The organism is Rhizobium sp. TRM95796, from assembly GCF_025779995.1.
Lineage (GTDB): Bacteria > Pseudomonadota > Alphaproteobacteria > Rhizobiales > Rhizobiaceae > Rhizobium_E.
In genome coordinates this window covers 47,450-61,716 of the sequence record NZ_JAOXHE010000012.1, presented here as the reverse complement: position 1 = coordinate 61,716, position 14,267 = coordinate 47,450, and the positions used below count along the sequence as shown (strand labels likewise).

The 14,267-nt window shown below is 63.8% G+C and carries 12 protein-coding genes; 6 read left to right on the top strand and 6 right to left on the bottom strand.

Annotated features, from left to right (window positions below):
• Positions 1-132 precede the first annotated feature (132 nt).
• The 4 genes from OCK01_RS22295 to OCK01_RS22280 all read right to left on the bottom strand — a co-directional run bounded on the left by OCK01_RS22295 (position 133) and on the right by OCK01_RS22280 (position 3,295).
• Positions 133-924: an ABC transporter permease gene (locus tag OCK01_RS22295; protein ID WP_263825882.1), complete on the bottom strand. Its 792-nt coding sequence runs from the start codon at positions 922-924 to the stop codon at positions 133-135.
• A complete protein-coding gene (locus OCK01_RS22290) occupies positions 921-1,652 on the bottom strand; it encodes an ABC transporter permease (protein ID WP_182827768.1) in 732 nt (243 codons plus the stop codon). The genes OCK01_RS22295 and OCK01_RS22290 overlap by 4 nt, the downstream gene beginning before the upstream one ends.
• Before the next feature lie 63 nt (positions 1,653-1,715).
• Complete coding sequence (locus tag OCK01_RS22285) at positions 1,716-2,498, bottom strand: transporter substrate-binding domain-containing protein (protein ID WP_263825881.1); 783 nt, start codon at positions 2,496-2,498, stop codon at positions 1,716-1,718.
• Positions 2,499-2,521: 23 nt separating this feature from the next.
• A complete protein-coding gene (locus tag OCK01_RS22280; protein WP_182829346.1) occupies positions 2,522-3,295 on the bottom strand; it encodes an ABC transporter ATP-binding protein in 774 nt (257 codons plus the stop codon).
• 199 nt (positions 3,296-3,494) lie between these two features.
• On the opposite strand from OCK01_RS22280, the gene OCK01_RS22275 reads away from it, so the two are divergent.
• From OCK01_RS22275 to OCK01_RS22265, 3 genes are read left to right on the top strand one after another with little or no spacing between them, the layout of a single operon-like run.
• Entirely contained in the window at positions 3,495-4,370 is an 876-nt protein-coding gene (locus OCK01_RS22275) for a dimethylarginine dimethylaminohydrolase family protein (protein WP_263825880.1), read from the top strand.
• A gap of 1 nt (position 4,371) precedes the next feature.
• Positions 4,372-5,025, top strand: coding sequence for a TetR family transcriptional regulator C-terminal domain-containing protein (locus OCK01_RS22270; protein ID WP_263825879.1), 654 nt, complete (start codon positions 4,372-4,374; stop codon positions 5,023-5,025).
• A 4-nt stretch (positions 5,026-5,029) separates the two neighbouring features.
• Entirely contained in the window at positions 5,030-6,217 is a 1,188-nt protein-coding gene (locus OCK01_RS22265; RefSeq protein WP_263825878.1) for a pyridoxal phosphate-dependent aminotransferase, read from the top strand.
• An 82-nt stretch (positions 6,218-6,299) separates the two neighbouring features.
• On the opposite strand, the gene OCK01_RS22260 is transcribed toward OCK01_RS22265, so the two are convergent.
• Positions 6,300-7,841, bottom strand: a complete 1,542-nt coding sequence (locus OCK01_RS22260; protein ID WP_263825877.1) for an aldehyde dehydrogenase family protein — start codon at positions 7,839-7,841, stop codon at positions 6,300-6,302.
• 37 nt (positions 7,842-7,878) lie between these two features.
• The gene (locus OCK01_RS22255; protein ID WP_263825876.1) at positions 7,879-9,162 is read right to left on the bottom strand and encodes an NAD(P)/FAD-dependent oxidoreductase; all 1,284 of its coding nucleotides are present in this window, start codon (positions 9,160-9,162) and stop codon (positions 7,879-7,881) included.
• Positions 9,163-9,409: 247 nt separating this feature from the next.
• Here OCK01_RS22255 and OCK01_RS22250 point away from each other — a divergent pair, with 247 nt between their 5' ends.
• The 3 genes from OCK01_RS22250 to OCK01_RS22240 are packed head-to-tail and all read left to right on the top strand — an operon-like array spanning position 9,410 to position 14,234.
• A complete protein-coding gene (locus tag OCK01_RS22250) occupies positions 9,410-12,250 on the top strand; it encodes a [protein-PII] uridylyltransferase (protein ID WP_412179057.1) in 2,841 nt (946 codons plus the stop codon).
• On the top strand, positions 12,247-13,839 hold the full coding sequence (gene murJ, locus OCK01_RS22245; RefSeq protein ID WP_263825874.1) for a murein biosynthesis integral membrane protein MurJ: 1,593 nt from the start codon (positions 12,247-12,249) through the stop codon (positions 13,837-13,839). Before OCK01_RS22250 ends, murJ begins: the two co-directional genes overlap by 4 nt.
• Positions 13,836-14,234, top strand: a complete 399-nt coding sequence (locus OCK01_RS22240) for a VOC family protein (protein WP_263825873.1) — start codon at positions 13,836-13,838, stop codon at positions 14,232-14,234. Before murJ ends, OCK01_RS22240 begins: the two co-directional genes overlap by 4 nt.
• The last annotated feature ends 33 nt before the right edge of the window (positions 14,235-14,267 follow it).

Here is a 14,267-nt window from a genome sequence, read left to right as displayed (position 1 = left end):
TGCGGGGTTCGGAGGGTCGAGACGCCCACTCGGCGAAAGCCCGAACTCCCCCTTCCGGCTCTGCCGGGAGGGGGAGGTTATTTCCTAAAGAGTTTCGATAGATGACCTTTGTGGCCAGTGCTTGGCCAGCGGTCAGCCCTTGACCGGGATCTTGTTCTCGAGATAGCGGAACGTCACCACCAGCAATCCGGTCAGGCAGACATAGATCCCGGCGAGCAGCAGCAGCGGTTCATAGGTGAGGTAAGTCTCCTGCCGTACTTTCGAAATCACGCCATAGACATCGATCACCGTGATCGTCGCCACCAGCGGCGTCGATTTCAGCTGCAACACCGTTTCGCCCGAGAGCGTCGGCAGCGCTCGTTGTACGGCGCGCGGCAGCCAGATGCGGCGAAACAGCGTGAACGGACTCATCCCATAAGCCTTGGCCGCTTCGATCTCGCCTTTGGGCACGCCGGCGAAGGCCCCGCGCATCACCTCGCCTTCATAGGCGGCGAATGAAATCATCAGCGCGGTGAATCCGTAAGGCCAGCCCTGTCGGAGATAGGGCCAGAGGAAGGATTGGCGGATTTCCGGATATTGCGCGAAAAGAGAGCCGAGCCCGTAGTAGATGAGCCAGAGCTGGAGAAGCAGGGGCGTGCCGCGAATGACTCCGCAGAAGCCGGAGGCAAGCCAACGGATCGGCAGAGGGCCCGCGACCTGGGCGATCCCAAGAAAAATCGCGAAGAAGAACCCAATGATCGCCGAGGAAAACAGCATGGCGAGCGTGCGCAAAATGCCCTGGCCAAGCAGCGGAATGTAGCGCGGCAGCCAGTCCCAACGCATCAGCATCGCCGCCGATGCGATGAGCGCTATGAACAGCGCCGCCATGACGATGCGGTGCGGCATCCAGAAGCCGGGTTTTGCGAGGGGTGTGACCGTACTCATGACGGCCTCGCAATGCCGCGGCGGAAATGCGCGTCGAGCGCCCGGATGATGAGGCTGGAGACGATGCTGAGCGTGAGATAGAGCGCGCCGGCCGCAAGGAAGAAGGTCATATAGGCCTTGGTGGCGCCGGCAGCCTGCCTTGTGGCGAGCGTGAGTTCGGTGAAGCCCACCACGGCGAGGAGAGCAGTGTCCTTGGTGGCGATCATCCAGAGATTGCCGAGCCCCGGCAGCGCATAGGGCAGCATGGCCGGCAGGATGATGCGGCGGAAGATCTTCAGCGGCCCCATGCCATAGGCGCGCGCCGCTTCGATCTGTCCCGGCGGAATGGATTTGATCGCCCCGCGAATGACTTCCGTGGAATATGCGCCCTGGACGAAGCCGATCACCACGATGCCGGCGACGAGCCCGTTGATGTCGATCGGGCTGCCGCCGAATGCGGTCAGCGCCTGGTTCACGAGATCCGTGCCGGCGTAATAGAGCAGCAGGATCAGGATGAGTTCGGGAATGGCGCGCACCAGCGTGGTGTAGACTTCCAAGAAGTCCCGGGTCACGAGCCCGCCATAGAGCTTGCCGGAGGCGCCGAGCGCGCCGATCAGCACGCCGAGCCCGAATCCGCCGATGGCGATTTGGATCGAGACGAGAAAGCCGTCGAGCAGCACGCCGCCCCAGCCGGGCGGCTCCAGCGACAGCATGCCGAGATTGGAAAGGGATATCAGCGCGTCAAACATCGAAATCGCAATCGTCGCCGGGAGGAAAAGCGGCGCGACGGTCAGCCGTCGCGCCGATGACGATCAATCGCCGTAGATGTTGAAGTCGAAATACTTCTTGGAGAAGGTCTCGTATGTGCCGTCGGCGCGGATCGCCTTGATGGCGGCGTTCAGCTTGTCCTTGAGCGCCGTGTCTTCCTTGCGGACGCCCATGCCGACGCCGGGGCCGAGGATTTCGAGGTCGGCGGCAACGTCGCCCTTGTAGTCGCAGCAGGCGGCGCCGGCTTCGGATTTCAGGAAGGCGTCGAGCGCGATGGCGTCGGCCTGGACGGCGTCGACGCGGCCGGCGGCGAGATCCTGGTTGGCTTCGTCCTGGGTCTGGTATTCCTTGATTTCGGCGGCGGTCGAGGCGAAGTGCTTCTTTACATAGTCCGCATGCACGGTCGAGACCTGCACGCCGATGATCTTGCCCGAAAGGCCTTCGGCGGTCGGCTTGAAGCTGTCTTCCTTGCGACCGATGACGCCGGTGGGCGTGTTGTAATATTTGTCGGTGAAGTCGATGGTCTTCAGGCGTTCGCCGGTGATCGACATCGAGGCGATGATCACATCGATCTTCTTGGAGGTCAGCGCCGGGATGATGCCGTCCCAGGAGACCGGCGTGATGACGCAATCGAGCTTGGCTTGCTTGCAGACGGCTTCCTGAAGCTCGACTTCCCAACCGACGAACTTGCCGGAAGCGTCCATCGAGGTGAAGGGCGGATAGGGTTCGGTGATGAAGCCGATCTTGACGCTTTCCGCCGAAGCGACGGCTGCGCCGCCCAGTACCACCGCGAGCGCCAGCGCTGCGGTTTTCAATGCCTTGATCATGAGGTTCCCCTGTTTTTGGTTGATCAATGGATGGAACTGATGAATTTCCGGAGGCGGTCCGATTTCGGCGCGCCGAAGACCTGATCCGGCGGGCCCTGCTCCTCGATGAGCCCGTTGTGAAGGAAGACGACATGGTTCGCCACGTTGCGGGCGAAATTCATCTCATGCGTGACGAGCAGCATGGTGCGATTTTCCTTGGCCAGGTCGCCGATGACGCTGAGCACTTCGCCCACCAGTTCCGGATCCAGCGCCGAGGTCGGTTCGTCGAACAGGAGGGCGAGCGGATCGACGGCCAGCGCACGGGCGATCGCCGCGCGCTGCTGTTGGCCGCCCGACATGAAAGCCGGATAGATGTCGCGTTTTTCGAACAGGCCAACCCGCTTCAGAATAGCCTCGGCCTTGGCGATCGCCTCGTCGCGCTTGAGGCCGAGCACTTGCACGGGCACTTCGATGACGTTCTGCAGAACCGTCATATGCTGCCAGAGATTGAAGCTCTGGAACACCATGGCGAGCCGCGAGCGTATCCGCTGCACCTGCTTGCGATTGGCGGGCTGCAGATTTCCCTGTCCGTCGCGTTTCAGCGCGATTTCCTCGCCGTGGATACGGATCGAGCCGGCACTCGGCAATTCCAGCATGTTGATGCAGCGCAGGAAGGTCGATTTGCCGGAGCCGCTGCCGCCGATGATGGCGATCACATCGCCCTGCTGAGCGGAGATCGAAACACCCTTGAGCACTTCGAGCGGCCCGAATTTCTTGTGTAGATCGTGAACCTCGATGGCTTTCGCCGTCTCTGTCATGAATACCGCCAAACATGGGCGTGCAACCGCCCATTCGTGATGTTCTTGTTCCCCAGTCTTATCATTCGCCGGTGCGGTCACTGGCCTCCGCCCGGCCTTTCGAAAAAGTAAATCACTTGTTTTGCAATTATTCAAGTGTATAATCCATTTATCTTGCAGGGCAGCAATTCCGCTTACGTCCCCCATCTCGGAGTTTTCCATGAGCGCCTATGGTTCCCAGGCGATGTCCACCCCTCTCGCCCGCGTTCTGATGCGACGCCCGGGCAAGAGTCTTCTCGCTGCGGATCCGCAGGAATGGCATTACGGCCCCACTTTCGATGCGCCCAAGGCGATCGAGCAATATCAGGCTTTCGCGCGGCTGGTCGAACGCTCCGGCGCCGAAATCCTCTGGCTGGAAGACGAAGGCGACGGCCTCGCCGATTCGATGTTCACCCAGGACCCGTCTTTCGTCACCGAACAGGGCGCGGTGATCCTTCGCATGGGCAAGCCGCTGCGCCGCCGGGAGGCGGATCTGCATGAAGCCGCCTATCGCGCCGCCGGTATCCCCATTCTCGGCCGTCTCGAAGCGCCGGGCACGGTGGAAAGCGGCGACTGCGTCTGGCTCGACAAGAAGACGCTCTGCATCGGCCGCGGCGTGCGCTCCAATCAGGCCGGCATCGATCAGCTTCAGGCGATTCTCGCGCCGCTTGGCGTCACCGTTTTGGGCTTCGACCTGCCGCTCTGGCAGGGCGAAGAGGCCTGCCTGCATCTGATGAGCGTGATCTCGCCGCTGGCCGAAGATCTGGCGCTCGTGCATGCGCCGCTTCTGCCGGCCAGCTTTTATCTGCTGCTCAAGGAGCGCGGCATCCGGATGATCGTCGCGCCGCCGGAGGAATTCGCCGACAGCAACGGCCTCAATCTCAACGTCCTGCCGACCTCGCCCTACAAGGTGATCATGATCGACGGCTTCCCCAAGACCAAGGCGGCCATGGAAGCCGCCGGCTGCGAGGTCCAGACCTTTGAAGCCGATGCCCTCTGCATCGCCTGCGAAGGCGGCCCGACCTGCCTCACCCGGCCGATCCTGAGAAGGGACTGAGATGACGCGGCGCAGCTTTCATCATGAAAGCGAGGATGCGCGGCGGCAGGCTCTGGTCGCCGCCACGCTCGACTGTATCGTCGATTTCGGCCTGCAGGGCGCGACAGTGCGCCAGATCGCCGATCGGGCCGGGGTGACCGCCGGCCTCATCCGGCACTATTTCGCCGGCAAGGACAATCTTTTCCAGGCCGCCTATCGCGAAGTGGTCGTCACCATGTTCGACACCGCCCAGCGCTCGGCCGACGAACATCAGGGCGATCCGCTCGCGCGTCTCTCTGTCTTCGTGCTCGCCAATTTCAAGCCGCCTGTCATAGACCAGCGCATGCTGGCGCTCTGGGCCACCTTCATCGCCCAGACCGGCGTGGATCCGGCTCTGGCCGGCATCCATCGCGAGGGCTACATCTCTTATCGCGAAACGATCGAAAGCCTGGTCAAGGACGCCATGGAGGCCGCCGGCAAGGCCTCGACCCCTGAGGATCGCCGCGCCCAGGCCATCGCCATAAACGGCGTCATCGACGGGCTCTGGCTCGAAGGCTGCATGGCCGCCGACATGTTTGCCGAGGGCGAACTCGGCCGCATCGCGCTCCTCGCCGTCGAGCGCCTTACCGGGCTGACCTTGCCCATCGAAGATCCGCATTTTCTCAAAAAGGACTGACATCATGCGCTACGCCTCCATCACCGAAAGGCTCGACGGGCTCGGCTCCGGCAAATGGGCGCTACACATCGCCGCCCGGCAGATGGCGCATGACGGTGTCGACGTGATCCAACTGACCATCGGCGAGCCCGACGTCTCGACCGATCGCGCGCTGCTCGATGAATGCGCCCGCGCCATGTATGCCGGCCGGACCCGCTACTCGAACGGCCGCGGCGAACCCGCCGTGGTGGCGTCGCTGGTTGAGAAATATCGCAAGCGCCGCGACGATGTGACCTCTGCCAATGTCCTCTGCTTCCCCGGCACGCAGACGGCGCTGTTCACCGTCATGCTCGGCCTCGTCGAAAAAGGCGATGTCGTGCTGACAGGCGATCCGCTTTACGCCACCTATGAAGGCGTCGTCGCCTCCACCGGCGCGCGTCTCGCCACGGTGCCGCTCCGCGCCGAACAGCGCTTCCATCTCCAGGCCGCCGATCTCGAAAAAGCGATCACGCCCAACACCCGCGTGCTGCTGCTCAACAATCCGCACAATCCCTCGGGCGCGGTGCTCAGCCCCCGCGAAGTCGCCGAGATCGGCGAGGTCTGCCGCAAGCATGATCTCTGGATCGTCTGCGATGAAGTCTATGAAGAGCTGATCTTCGACAAGGCCTTCGCCTCGCCCTTCGATGATCCCGCGCTTGCCGACCGGGTGATCGTCGTCTCCTCGATTTCGAAGTCGCATGCCGCGCCGGGCTTCCGCTCCGGCTGGGCCATCGGTCCGGCGGAATTCTGCGAGCGGCTGCTGCCGGTGTCCGAAACCATGCTGTTCGGCGTCCAACCGTTCATTTCCGACATGACGGCCATGGCGCTCAGCCAGGATTTCGACACCGCCGCCGTGATGCGCGACAATTACTGGCGTCGCGCCAATATCGCCCGCGAGGCGCTGGAAGGCTCCAACGCCATCGCGCCGCTGATGCCCGAAGGCGGCATGTTCATCCTGCTCGACGTCTCCGCGACCGGCCTGTCGGGCGAGGATTTCGCCTGGAAGCTCTTGAAGGACAAGCATGTCGCGGTCATGCCCGGCAACTCCTTCGGCGAGCAGGCGCGCAATTTCCTGCGTCTGTCGCTGACCGTTCCGGATGAGGATCTGAAGATCGCCATGCACAGGATCGCCACGCTCGGCGAGGAACTGCTGCCGGCCGCCAAGCGCGCCTGATCCTTCTGCCAATCGCCCCATGGAAAAAAACCCTTTCCGGCGCGGCCGAAAAGGGTTTTTTCTTACTCGCGTTCCATAGGTCTTATTCGACGTCGAACTTCACGCCCTGGGCGAGCGGCAGGGTGCGGCCGTAATTGATGGTGTTGGTGGCCCGCCGCATATAGGCCTTCCACGAATCCGAACCGGATTCACGGCCGCCGCCGGTTTCCTTTTCGCCGCCGAACGCGCCGCCGATTTCCGCGCCGGAGGGGCCGATATTGACGTTTGCGATGCCGCAATCCGAGCCTCGGGCCGAGAGAAACGCTTCAGCCTCGCGCAGGTCGTTGGTGAAGATCGACGAAGACAGGCCCTGCGGTACGGCGTTGTGCAGCTCGAGCGTCGCGTCGAAATCCGAATACTTCATCACATAGAGGATCGGCGCGAAGGTCTCGTGCTCCACCGGGCCGCATTGCGACGGCATTTCCACCAATGCCGGGCGGACATAATAGGCGTTGTCGCCTTCGGCTTCGAGCACGCGGCCGCCGCCATGCACGGTTCCGCCATTGGCTTTCGCCGCGTCGAGCGAGGACTGCATGGCCTGGTAGGCGCGGGCGTCGATCAGCGGGCCGATCAGCGTGCCTGTTTCGAGCGGATTGCCGATCTGCACCGAACCATAGGCCTTGATCAGACGCGGCACCAGCGCGTCATAGACGCTGTCATGCACGAAGAGGCGGCGCAGAGTGGTGCAGCGCTGGCCGGCCGTGCCCATGGCGGCGAAGGCGATGCCGCGCAGAGCGAGATCGAGATCGGCCGAAGGGCAGATGATCGCGGCGTTGTTGCCGCCGAGCTCCAGGATCGAGCGGCCGAAGCGGGCGGCGACGCGCGGACCCACCTGACGCCCCATCGCGGTCGAGCCGGTGGCGGAGACCAGCGCCACCTTCCTGTTGTCGACCAGCGCCTCGCCGATGGCGCGGCCGCCGATCAAGAGCTGCGACAAGCCCTCGGGCGCGACATAACCGGCCTCGACATAGCGGGCGATGGCGCGATCGAGAATGGCGTGGGTGGCGATCGCCGTCAGCGGCGTCTTTTCCGACGGCTTCCACAGGATGGAATTGCCGCAGACCAGCGCCAGCGCCGCATTCCACGACCAGACGGCGACCGGGAAGTTGAAGGCCGAGATGATGCCGGTGACCCCCAGCGGATGCCAGGTTTCCATCATGCGATGGTCGCCGCGTTCGGTGGCGATGGTCAGGCCGTAGAGCTGGCGGGAGAGACCGACGGCGAAATCGCAGATGTCGATCATTTCCTGCACTTCGCCGAGGCCTTCCGAGGTGATCTTGCCGACTTCGATCGACACGAGGCGGCCGAGCGCATCCTTGTGGGCGCGCAGTTCTTCGCCGAGCAGGCGCACCAGTTCGCCGCGCTTGGGGGCAGGTATGACGCGCCAGGCGAGGAAGGCGGCATGCGCGCGATCAATGGCGGCTTCGGTCGCGGCCGCATCGTCTTCGGCGACGGCGGCGATCTGCTTGCCGGTCACCGGCGAAAAAACGTTGAGCGAGCCGCCGGTAAGCCGCGACGCGGGAACGCCGAGCGACGCCATCAGCTGGGCGGTTTCGCTGGCGAGGTCGAGAGTGGAAAGGGTCATGATCGTCTTCCGAAGGTTGGAGGGCGTTGAATGTGTATCAGAGACGGTGTTCGGCGAAATGCGCCACCTGGGCGCCCGCCTCATACCAGGCTTCCTTGATCGGGCGAAGGCTCGGCGCGCGCGGATCGGTGACCGGCAGCGGCAGATCCTGTTCCGTCATGTCGCCGAGAATCAGTTGCGAGAGCACTTTGCCGAACACCGTGCCGGGCGCAATGCCGCGGCCATTGTAACCGGAAAAACCCACGACATTGTCTGCGAACCGGTGGAAGCGGGGCAGGGCGTTGTCGGTCATGCCGATCTGGCCATACCATTCGCTTTCGAACTCCACCTCGCCCAGTTGCGGGAAGAGCTTGGCGAGCGCCCGGCGCGCCCAGTTCTTGTGCACGGTCTGGCCGCCATTGCGCAGCGCGCCGACGCTGCCGAACACCATGCGTCCCGCCCGGTCCATGCGGAAGGAGGAGAGGATTTCCTTGGTGTCCCAGCATCCCTCGCGGTTGGGTAGGATCTCTTTGAGGAGCACCGGCGAGAGCGGCGCCGTGGCGAGATTGAAATAGGGCAGATGGATCTGCTCATAGCGCACCTGCTCCCAGGGGCCGGTGCTATAGGCGTCGGTGGCGACGATGATCCAGTCGGCGGTGACCGATCCTTGCGCGGTCGAGACTTTCCAGCGCGATCCCTGGCGTTCGGTGGAAGTGACCGGGCTGTCGCCGCAAAGCCTTGCGCCAGCGGCCAGAGAGGCCCGGGCGAGGCCGCGCACATAAGCGAGCGGCTGCAGCGTGCCGGCGCGCATGTCCAGAAGCGCGCCGCGATAGGCGGATGTGCCGATGCGGCGGGCGGTTTCCTCGGCCGAGAGCAGGCTCACCGGCGCCCCGCGCCGCGCCCATTGTTCGCAGCGCGCCTCGATCTCTTTGAAACCTTCGTCGCCCACGGCGCAATGCAGCGTGCCCTGCCGCTCCAATTCGCAGGCGATGGCATGCTTGTCGATCAGTTCCATCACCAGCCGCGGGCCGTTGCCCAGCAGGTCCAGCAGTCGCTCGCCATGCAGATCGCCGAGAACGCCCGGCAGGTCGTCGGGCATCACCCACATGCCGGCATTGATCAGTCCGACATTGCGGCCCGCGCCGCCATAGCCCGGCTCGCGCGCTTCGAGCACGATCACCGACGTCCCGCGTTGGGCGAGATGCAGCGCCGCCGATAGGCCGGTGAAGCCGCCGCCGACGATGACGACATCGGCCTGGGCGTCGCCAGACAGTGCGGGCGTCGGGGCAGGCGAAGGCGCAGTCTTTTCCCATAGACCGTGTGAGCGGGGATCGTTGAGCATGGCTGCCTCTGTTCTCTAGAGAAACGCTCTAGACCTCTGGTCTTACCGCTTCGACAACATCCTGAATATCGCTGTTTCAGCATGAGTTCATTCCAAATCGGAATGAACTGATTATTCTCTACCATCGGATTTTCGACGCATTGGCGGCGTTAATGCAGGCGAAAAGAATTTCCTGTATTTCAACCGGGCGCCGCGCTATAGGCCCGCACTCGGCGCATCCGACCGCATGACCGACGAGGTTTCCCCGATGCAGCATAAGAAGGCCGTGGCCCCATCGCCCGACGCCGACTATCCCGAAATCCTGGACACGCTGGAATTTCAGCGATCCCTGGAGGCCATCGCGACAGAGCAAAGGGGTAAGCCGGAGCAGGCCCGCGCGGCGCTCCTGACATTCTTCAGGACGGTGAATGCCGAAGGCCGCGCCAAGGTGCGGGAGATCTTCAAGACGGAAGGCCTGGGCATGGCCTGCGCCCGGCGCATCTCCTGGCTCGAAGACCAGATCGTCGCCGCCGCTTTCGATTACGCCACCCGCCACGCCTATCCCGGCAGCGGCAATTTCTGCGTCACCGCCGTCGGCGGCTACGGCCGCGCCACGCTCGCGCCCGGCTCAGATATCGATCTCCTCTTCCTGCTGCCCGGAAAGCAGACCGAGACGGGCCACAAGGCGGTCGAGTTCATTCTCTATCTGCTCTGGGACATGGGCCAGAAGGTCGGCCACGCCACCCGCACTATCGAAGAATGCCTGAAATTGTCGCGCAGCGACATGACCATCCGCACCGCCATTCTTGAGACCCGCTATATCTGCGGCGCCCGCGCGCTGGCGCAGGAGCTCGAGGCGCGTTTCGACGGCGAGATCGTCAAGAACACCGGCCCGGAATTCGTCGCCGCAAAGCTCGCCGAGCGCGACGACCGCCACATCAAATCCGGCAACACCCGCTATCTGGTCGAGCCGAACGTCAAGGAAGGCAAGGGCGGCATCCGCGATCTGCACACGCTGTTCTGGATCGCCAAATATTTCTACCGGGTGCGCGACACCGCCGATCTCGTCCGCCTCGGCGTTCTGTCGAAATCCGAATACGCGCTGTTCCAGAAAGCTGAGGATTTCCTCTGGGCGGTGCGCTGCCACATGCATTTCATCACCAGTAAGGCCGAAGACCGTCTGTCCTTCGATCTCCAGCCGGAGGTGGCCGCAGCGCTCGGCTACCAGTCGCGTCCCGGCCTGTCGGCCGTCGAGCGCTTCATGAAGCACTACTTCCTGATCGCCAAGGACACCGGCGATCTGACCCGCATTCTCTGCGCGGCGCTTGAAGACCAGCAGGCCAAGGAACAGCCGGGAATCGCCAACGTGATCAGCCGCTTCGCCAATCGGCGCCGCAAGATCCCCGGCGCCGCCGATTTCGTCGAGGATCGCGGCCGGCTCGATGTCGCCGCCCCCGATGTGTTCAAGAAGGATCCGGTCAACCTGATCCGCTTCTTCCATGTCGCGGATCTGCATGGGCTGGAGCTGCATCCCAATGCGCTGAAGAGCATCACCCGTTCGCTCGGCCTGATCGACGATGATCTGCGCGGCAATGCCGAGGCCAACCGGCTGTTTCTGTCGGCCCTGACCACGCGGCGCGATCCGCAGCTCGTGCTGCAGCGGATGAACGAGGCCGGCGTTCTCGGCCGCTTCATTCCGGAATTCGGCAAGATCGTCTCGATGATGCAGTTTTCGATGTATCATCACTATACGGTCGACGAGCATCTCATCCGCACCGTCGGCGTGCTCTCGAAGATCGAGAAAGGCGAGGGCAAGGAAGAGCATCCGCTCGCCTCGCAGCTCATCAAGACGATCGAGGATCGCGAGACCCTCTATGTCGCAACCCTCCTGCACGATATCGCCAAGGGGCGTCCCGAAGACCATTCCATCGCCGGCGCCAAGGTCGCCCGCAAGCTCTGCCCGCGTCTCGGCCTGTCTCCCAAGCAGACCGAGATGGTCGCCTGGTTGATCCAGGAACATCTGACCATGTCGATGGTCGCCCAGACGCGCGATCTCAACGACTGGAAGACGATCAACGATTTTTCCATGCGCATGCAGTCGCTCGAGCGGCTGAAAATGCTGCTGATCCTCACCGTCTCCGATATCCGCGCCGTCGGCCCCGGCGTCTGGAACGGCTGGAAGGGTCAGTTGCTCCGCATCCTCTATTACGAGACCGAACTGGTCTTGGCCGGCGGTTTCTCCGAAGTCACCCGCACCGAGCGCGTTCAGAATGCGCGCGACAAGCTCGCGTATGCGCTGTCGGACTGGCCGGAAAGCGAGCGCAAGGCTTATGTCCGCATGCATTACGCGCCCTATCTCCTGTCGGTGCCGCTCGAAGACCAGGTGCGTCACACCGGCTTCATCCGTGACGTCGACAAGGACGGCCGGGCGCTGGCAACCATGGCCCGCACCGACGCCTTCCACGCCATCACCGAAATTACCGTCTTTGCGCCCGACCATCCGCGCCTGCTCGCGATCATCGCCGGCGCCTGCGCAGCGGCCGGCGCCAATATCGTCAACGCCCAGATCTTCACCACCGCCTTCGGCCGCGCGCTCGACACGATCCATGTCAGCCGTCAGTTCAAGGACGACGAGGACGAGCTGCGCCGCGCCACCACCATCACCCGGATGATCGAGGATGTGCTCTCCGGCAAGCGCCGTCTGCCGGAGGTGATCGCCGCGCGCACCAAAGGCAAGAAGCGCGACAAGACCTTCACCATCGTGCCCTCGGTGACGATCTCCAACAGCCTGTCGAACCGCTTTTCGGTCATCGAGATCGAATGCCTCGACCGGCCCGGCCTGCTCTCGGACATCACTTCGATGCTGGCCGACCTCTCGCTCGACATTGCGTCCGCCCGCATCACCACCTTCGGGGAGAAGGTCATCGACACCTTCTATGTCACCGACCTGACCGGCGAAAAGATTACCACCGAAAACCGCCAGGCGCTGATCGCCGCCCGGCTGAAATCCGTCATGCCTGAAGGGGAGGACGGCGCATCCCGCGTCGCCCCCGGCGTCGTGACGCCGCTTCAGCCCAAGGGCGTCCGCAAACCGGCCCCAAGCGCATGAGCCTCGTCAAGAAATTCATGACTGTGGGCGGGGCCACCCTCGGCAGCCGCTTCATGGGTTTCGCCCGCGAAACCATGATGGCGGCGGCGTTGGGCACGGGGCCGATGGCCGACGCTTTCTACGCCGCCTTCCGCTTTCCCAATCTCTTCCGGCGTCTGTTCGCCGAAGGCGCGTTCAACGCCGCCTTTGTGCCGCTTTTCGCCAAGGAAATCGAGGGCGGCGGCAAGGAGGCCGCCAAGCGCTTCTCCGAAGAAGTCTTCGGCGTCCTGTTCACCGTGCTGCTTCTCATCACCATCGTGATGGAGCTCGCCATGCCGCTGATCGTGCGCACCGTCATTGCGCCCGGCTTCGATCCCGGAACGGAGAAATACGACGTCACAGTCAAGCTGGCGATCGTGATGTTTCCCTATCTGATGTGCATGTCGCTGACGGCGATGCTGTCGGGCATGCTCAATTCGCTGCATCACTATTTCGCCGCCGCCATCGCGCCCGTCTTCTTGAACGTCATGATGATCGGCGCGCTCGGCTACGGGCTCTGGACCGGCGCCGATCCGCTCGCCACCGCCTGGTATCTGTCCTGGGGCGTGCTCGGCGCAGGCCTGCTGCAGATGGCGGTGCTCTATCTCGGCGTGTTGCATGCCGGCATGTCGATCACCTTCCGCTGGCCGCGCATGACGCCGAACGTCAAACGGCTGCTGGTGCTGGCCCTGCCGGCGGCGGTGACCGGCGGCATCACCCAGATCAACCAGCTCATCGGCCAGATGATCGCCTCCACCAAGGACGGCGCCATCGCGGCGCTGCAATATGCCGATCGCATCTACCAACTGCCGCTCGGCGTCGTCGGCGTCGCCGTCGGCGTGGTGCTGCTGCCGGAATTGTCGCGCGCCTTGCGCGCCGGCCATCTCCGGGAAGCGTCCACCATCCAGAACCGGTCGCTGGAATTCGTGCTCTTCCTCACCCTTCCGGCCGCCGCCGGAATCTGGGTCCTGTCCGATGAGATCATCCGCGTCGTCTATGAACACGGCGCCTTCAATCCCTCGATGACCGCCACCGTCGCGTCGATTTTGGCGATCTACGGCCTCGGCCTGCCCGGCTTCGTGATGATCAAAGGCCTCAATCCAGGCTTCTTCGCCCGCGAGGACACCAAGACGCCGATGCGCTTCACCATGATTGCCGTCGGCGTCAACTGCGCGCTCGCCGTCTCGCTCTTTCCCTTCATCGCCGAACGCGGCATCGCCACCGCCGAGGTCGCCTCGGGCTGGATCTCGACCCTGTTGCTGGGGATCACGCTGTGGCGACGCGGCCATCTCGAAATCGAGCCGGCCATGGCCTGGCGCGTCGTGAGACTCGTCATCGCCGCGCTTATCATGGCCGCAGCGGTGGAATACGCCTCGCGCTACGCAGCCCCCTATATCCGCGCCGAAAGCGGACTGTTCGAACAGGTCGGCGCCGTGCTCGCGCTGATCGGCGTCGCCATGGTCGTCTATTTCGCCGTCGCCTTCGCCATCGGCGGCGCCAGCCTCGGCATGCTCAGGCGCAACATCAAGCGCGGCGCAGCGACCCCGCCGCCCACAGCCCCGGAGGAGTGATGCGCAGCCTGTTTCTCGCCACGCTCGTCGTTCCCGATTACGACGCGGCCATCGCCTATTATCGCGACACGCTGGATTTCGAACTTTCCGAGGATCAGCCGCTCGGCGACGGCAAGCGCTGGGTCGTGGTGCGGCCCGATAAGAGCGAGGGCGCGGGCCTGCTGCTCGCCCAGGCCGATGGAGCGGATCAGCAGGCGGCCATCGGCGCCCAGACCGGCGGCCGCGTCAGCTTCTTCCTGTCGACCGACGACTTCGCGAGAGATCACGCGCTCTATCTCGGCCGCGGCGTGACGTTCCTCGAGGAGCCGCGTCACGAACCCTACGGGACCGTCGCCGTTTTCCGCGATGCCTTCGGCAATCTCTGGGACCTGATCCAGCACGCCAAATCTTCTTGATCCTGTCGCATGCGCCGTGCATAAGCGCGACCG

What these genes read in the sequence shown, in the direction of transcription:
- OCK01_RS22255 (WP_263825876.1), bottom strand. Translation starts at nt 9,162, where the DNA reads ATGCTCAACGATCCCCGCTCACACGGTCTATGGGAAAAGACTGCGCCT.
- OCK01_RS22285 (WP_263825881.1), bottom strand. Translation starts at nt 2,498, where the DNA reads ATGATCAAGGCATTGAAAACCGCAGCGCTGGCGCTCGCGGTGGTACTG.
- OCK01_RS22250 (WP_412179057.1), top strand. Translation starts at nt 9,410, where the DNA reads ATGCAGCATAAGAAGGCCGTGGCCCCATCGCCCGACGCCGACTATCCC.
- OCK01_RS22260 (WP_263825877.1), bottom strand. Translation starts at nt 7,841, where the DNA reads ATGACCCTTTCCACTCTCGACCTCGCCAGCGAAACCGCCCAGCTGATG.
- OCK01_RS22295 (WP_263825882.1), bottom strand. Translation starts at nt 924, where the DNA reads ATGAGTACGGTCACACCCCTCGCAAAACCCGGCTTCTGGATGCCGCAC.
- OCK01_RS22270 (WP_263825879.1), top strand. Translation starts at nt 4,372, where the DNA reads ATGACGCGGCGCAGCTTTCATCATGAAAGCGAGGATGCGCGGCGGCAG.
- OCK01_RS22265 (WP_263825878.1), top strand. Translation starts at nt 5,030, where the DNA reads ATGCGCTACGCCTCCATCACCGAAAGGCTCGACGGGCTCGGCTCCGGC.
- OCK01_RS22280 (WP_182829346.1), bottom strand. Translation starts at nt 3,295, where the DNA reads ATGACAGAGACGGCGAAAGCCATCGAGGTTCACGATCTACACAAGAAA.
- OCK01_RS22275 (WP_263825880.1), top strand. Translation starts at nt 3,495, where the DNA reads ATGAGCGCCTATGGTTCCCAGGCGATGTCCACCCCTCTCGCCCGCGTT.
- murJ (WP_263825874.1), top strand. Translation starts at nt 12,247, where the DNA reads ATGAGCCTCGTCAAGAAATTCATGACTGTGGGCGGGGCCACCCTCGGC.
- OCK01_RS22290 (WP_182827768.1), bottom strand. Translation starts at nt 1,652, where the DNA reads ATGTTTGACGCGCTGATATCCCTTTCCAATCTCGGCATGCTGTCGCTG.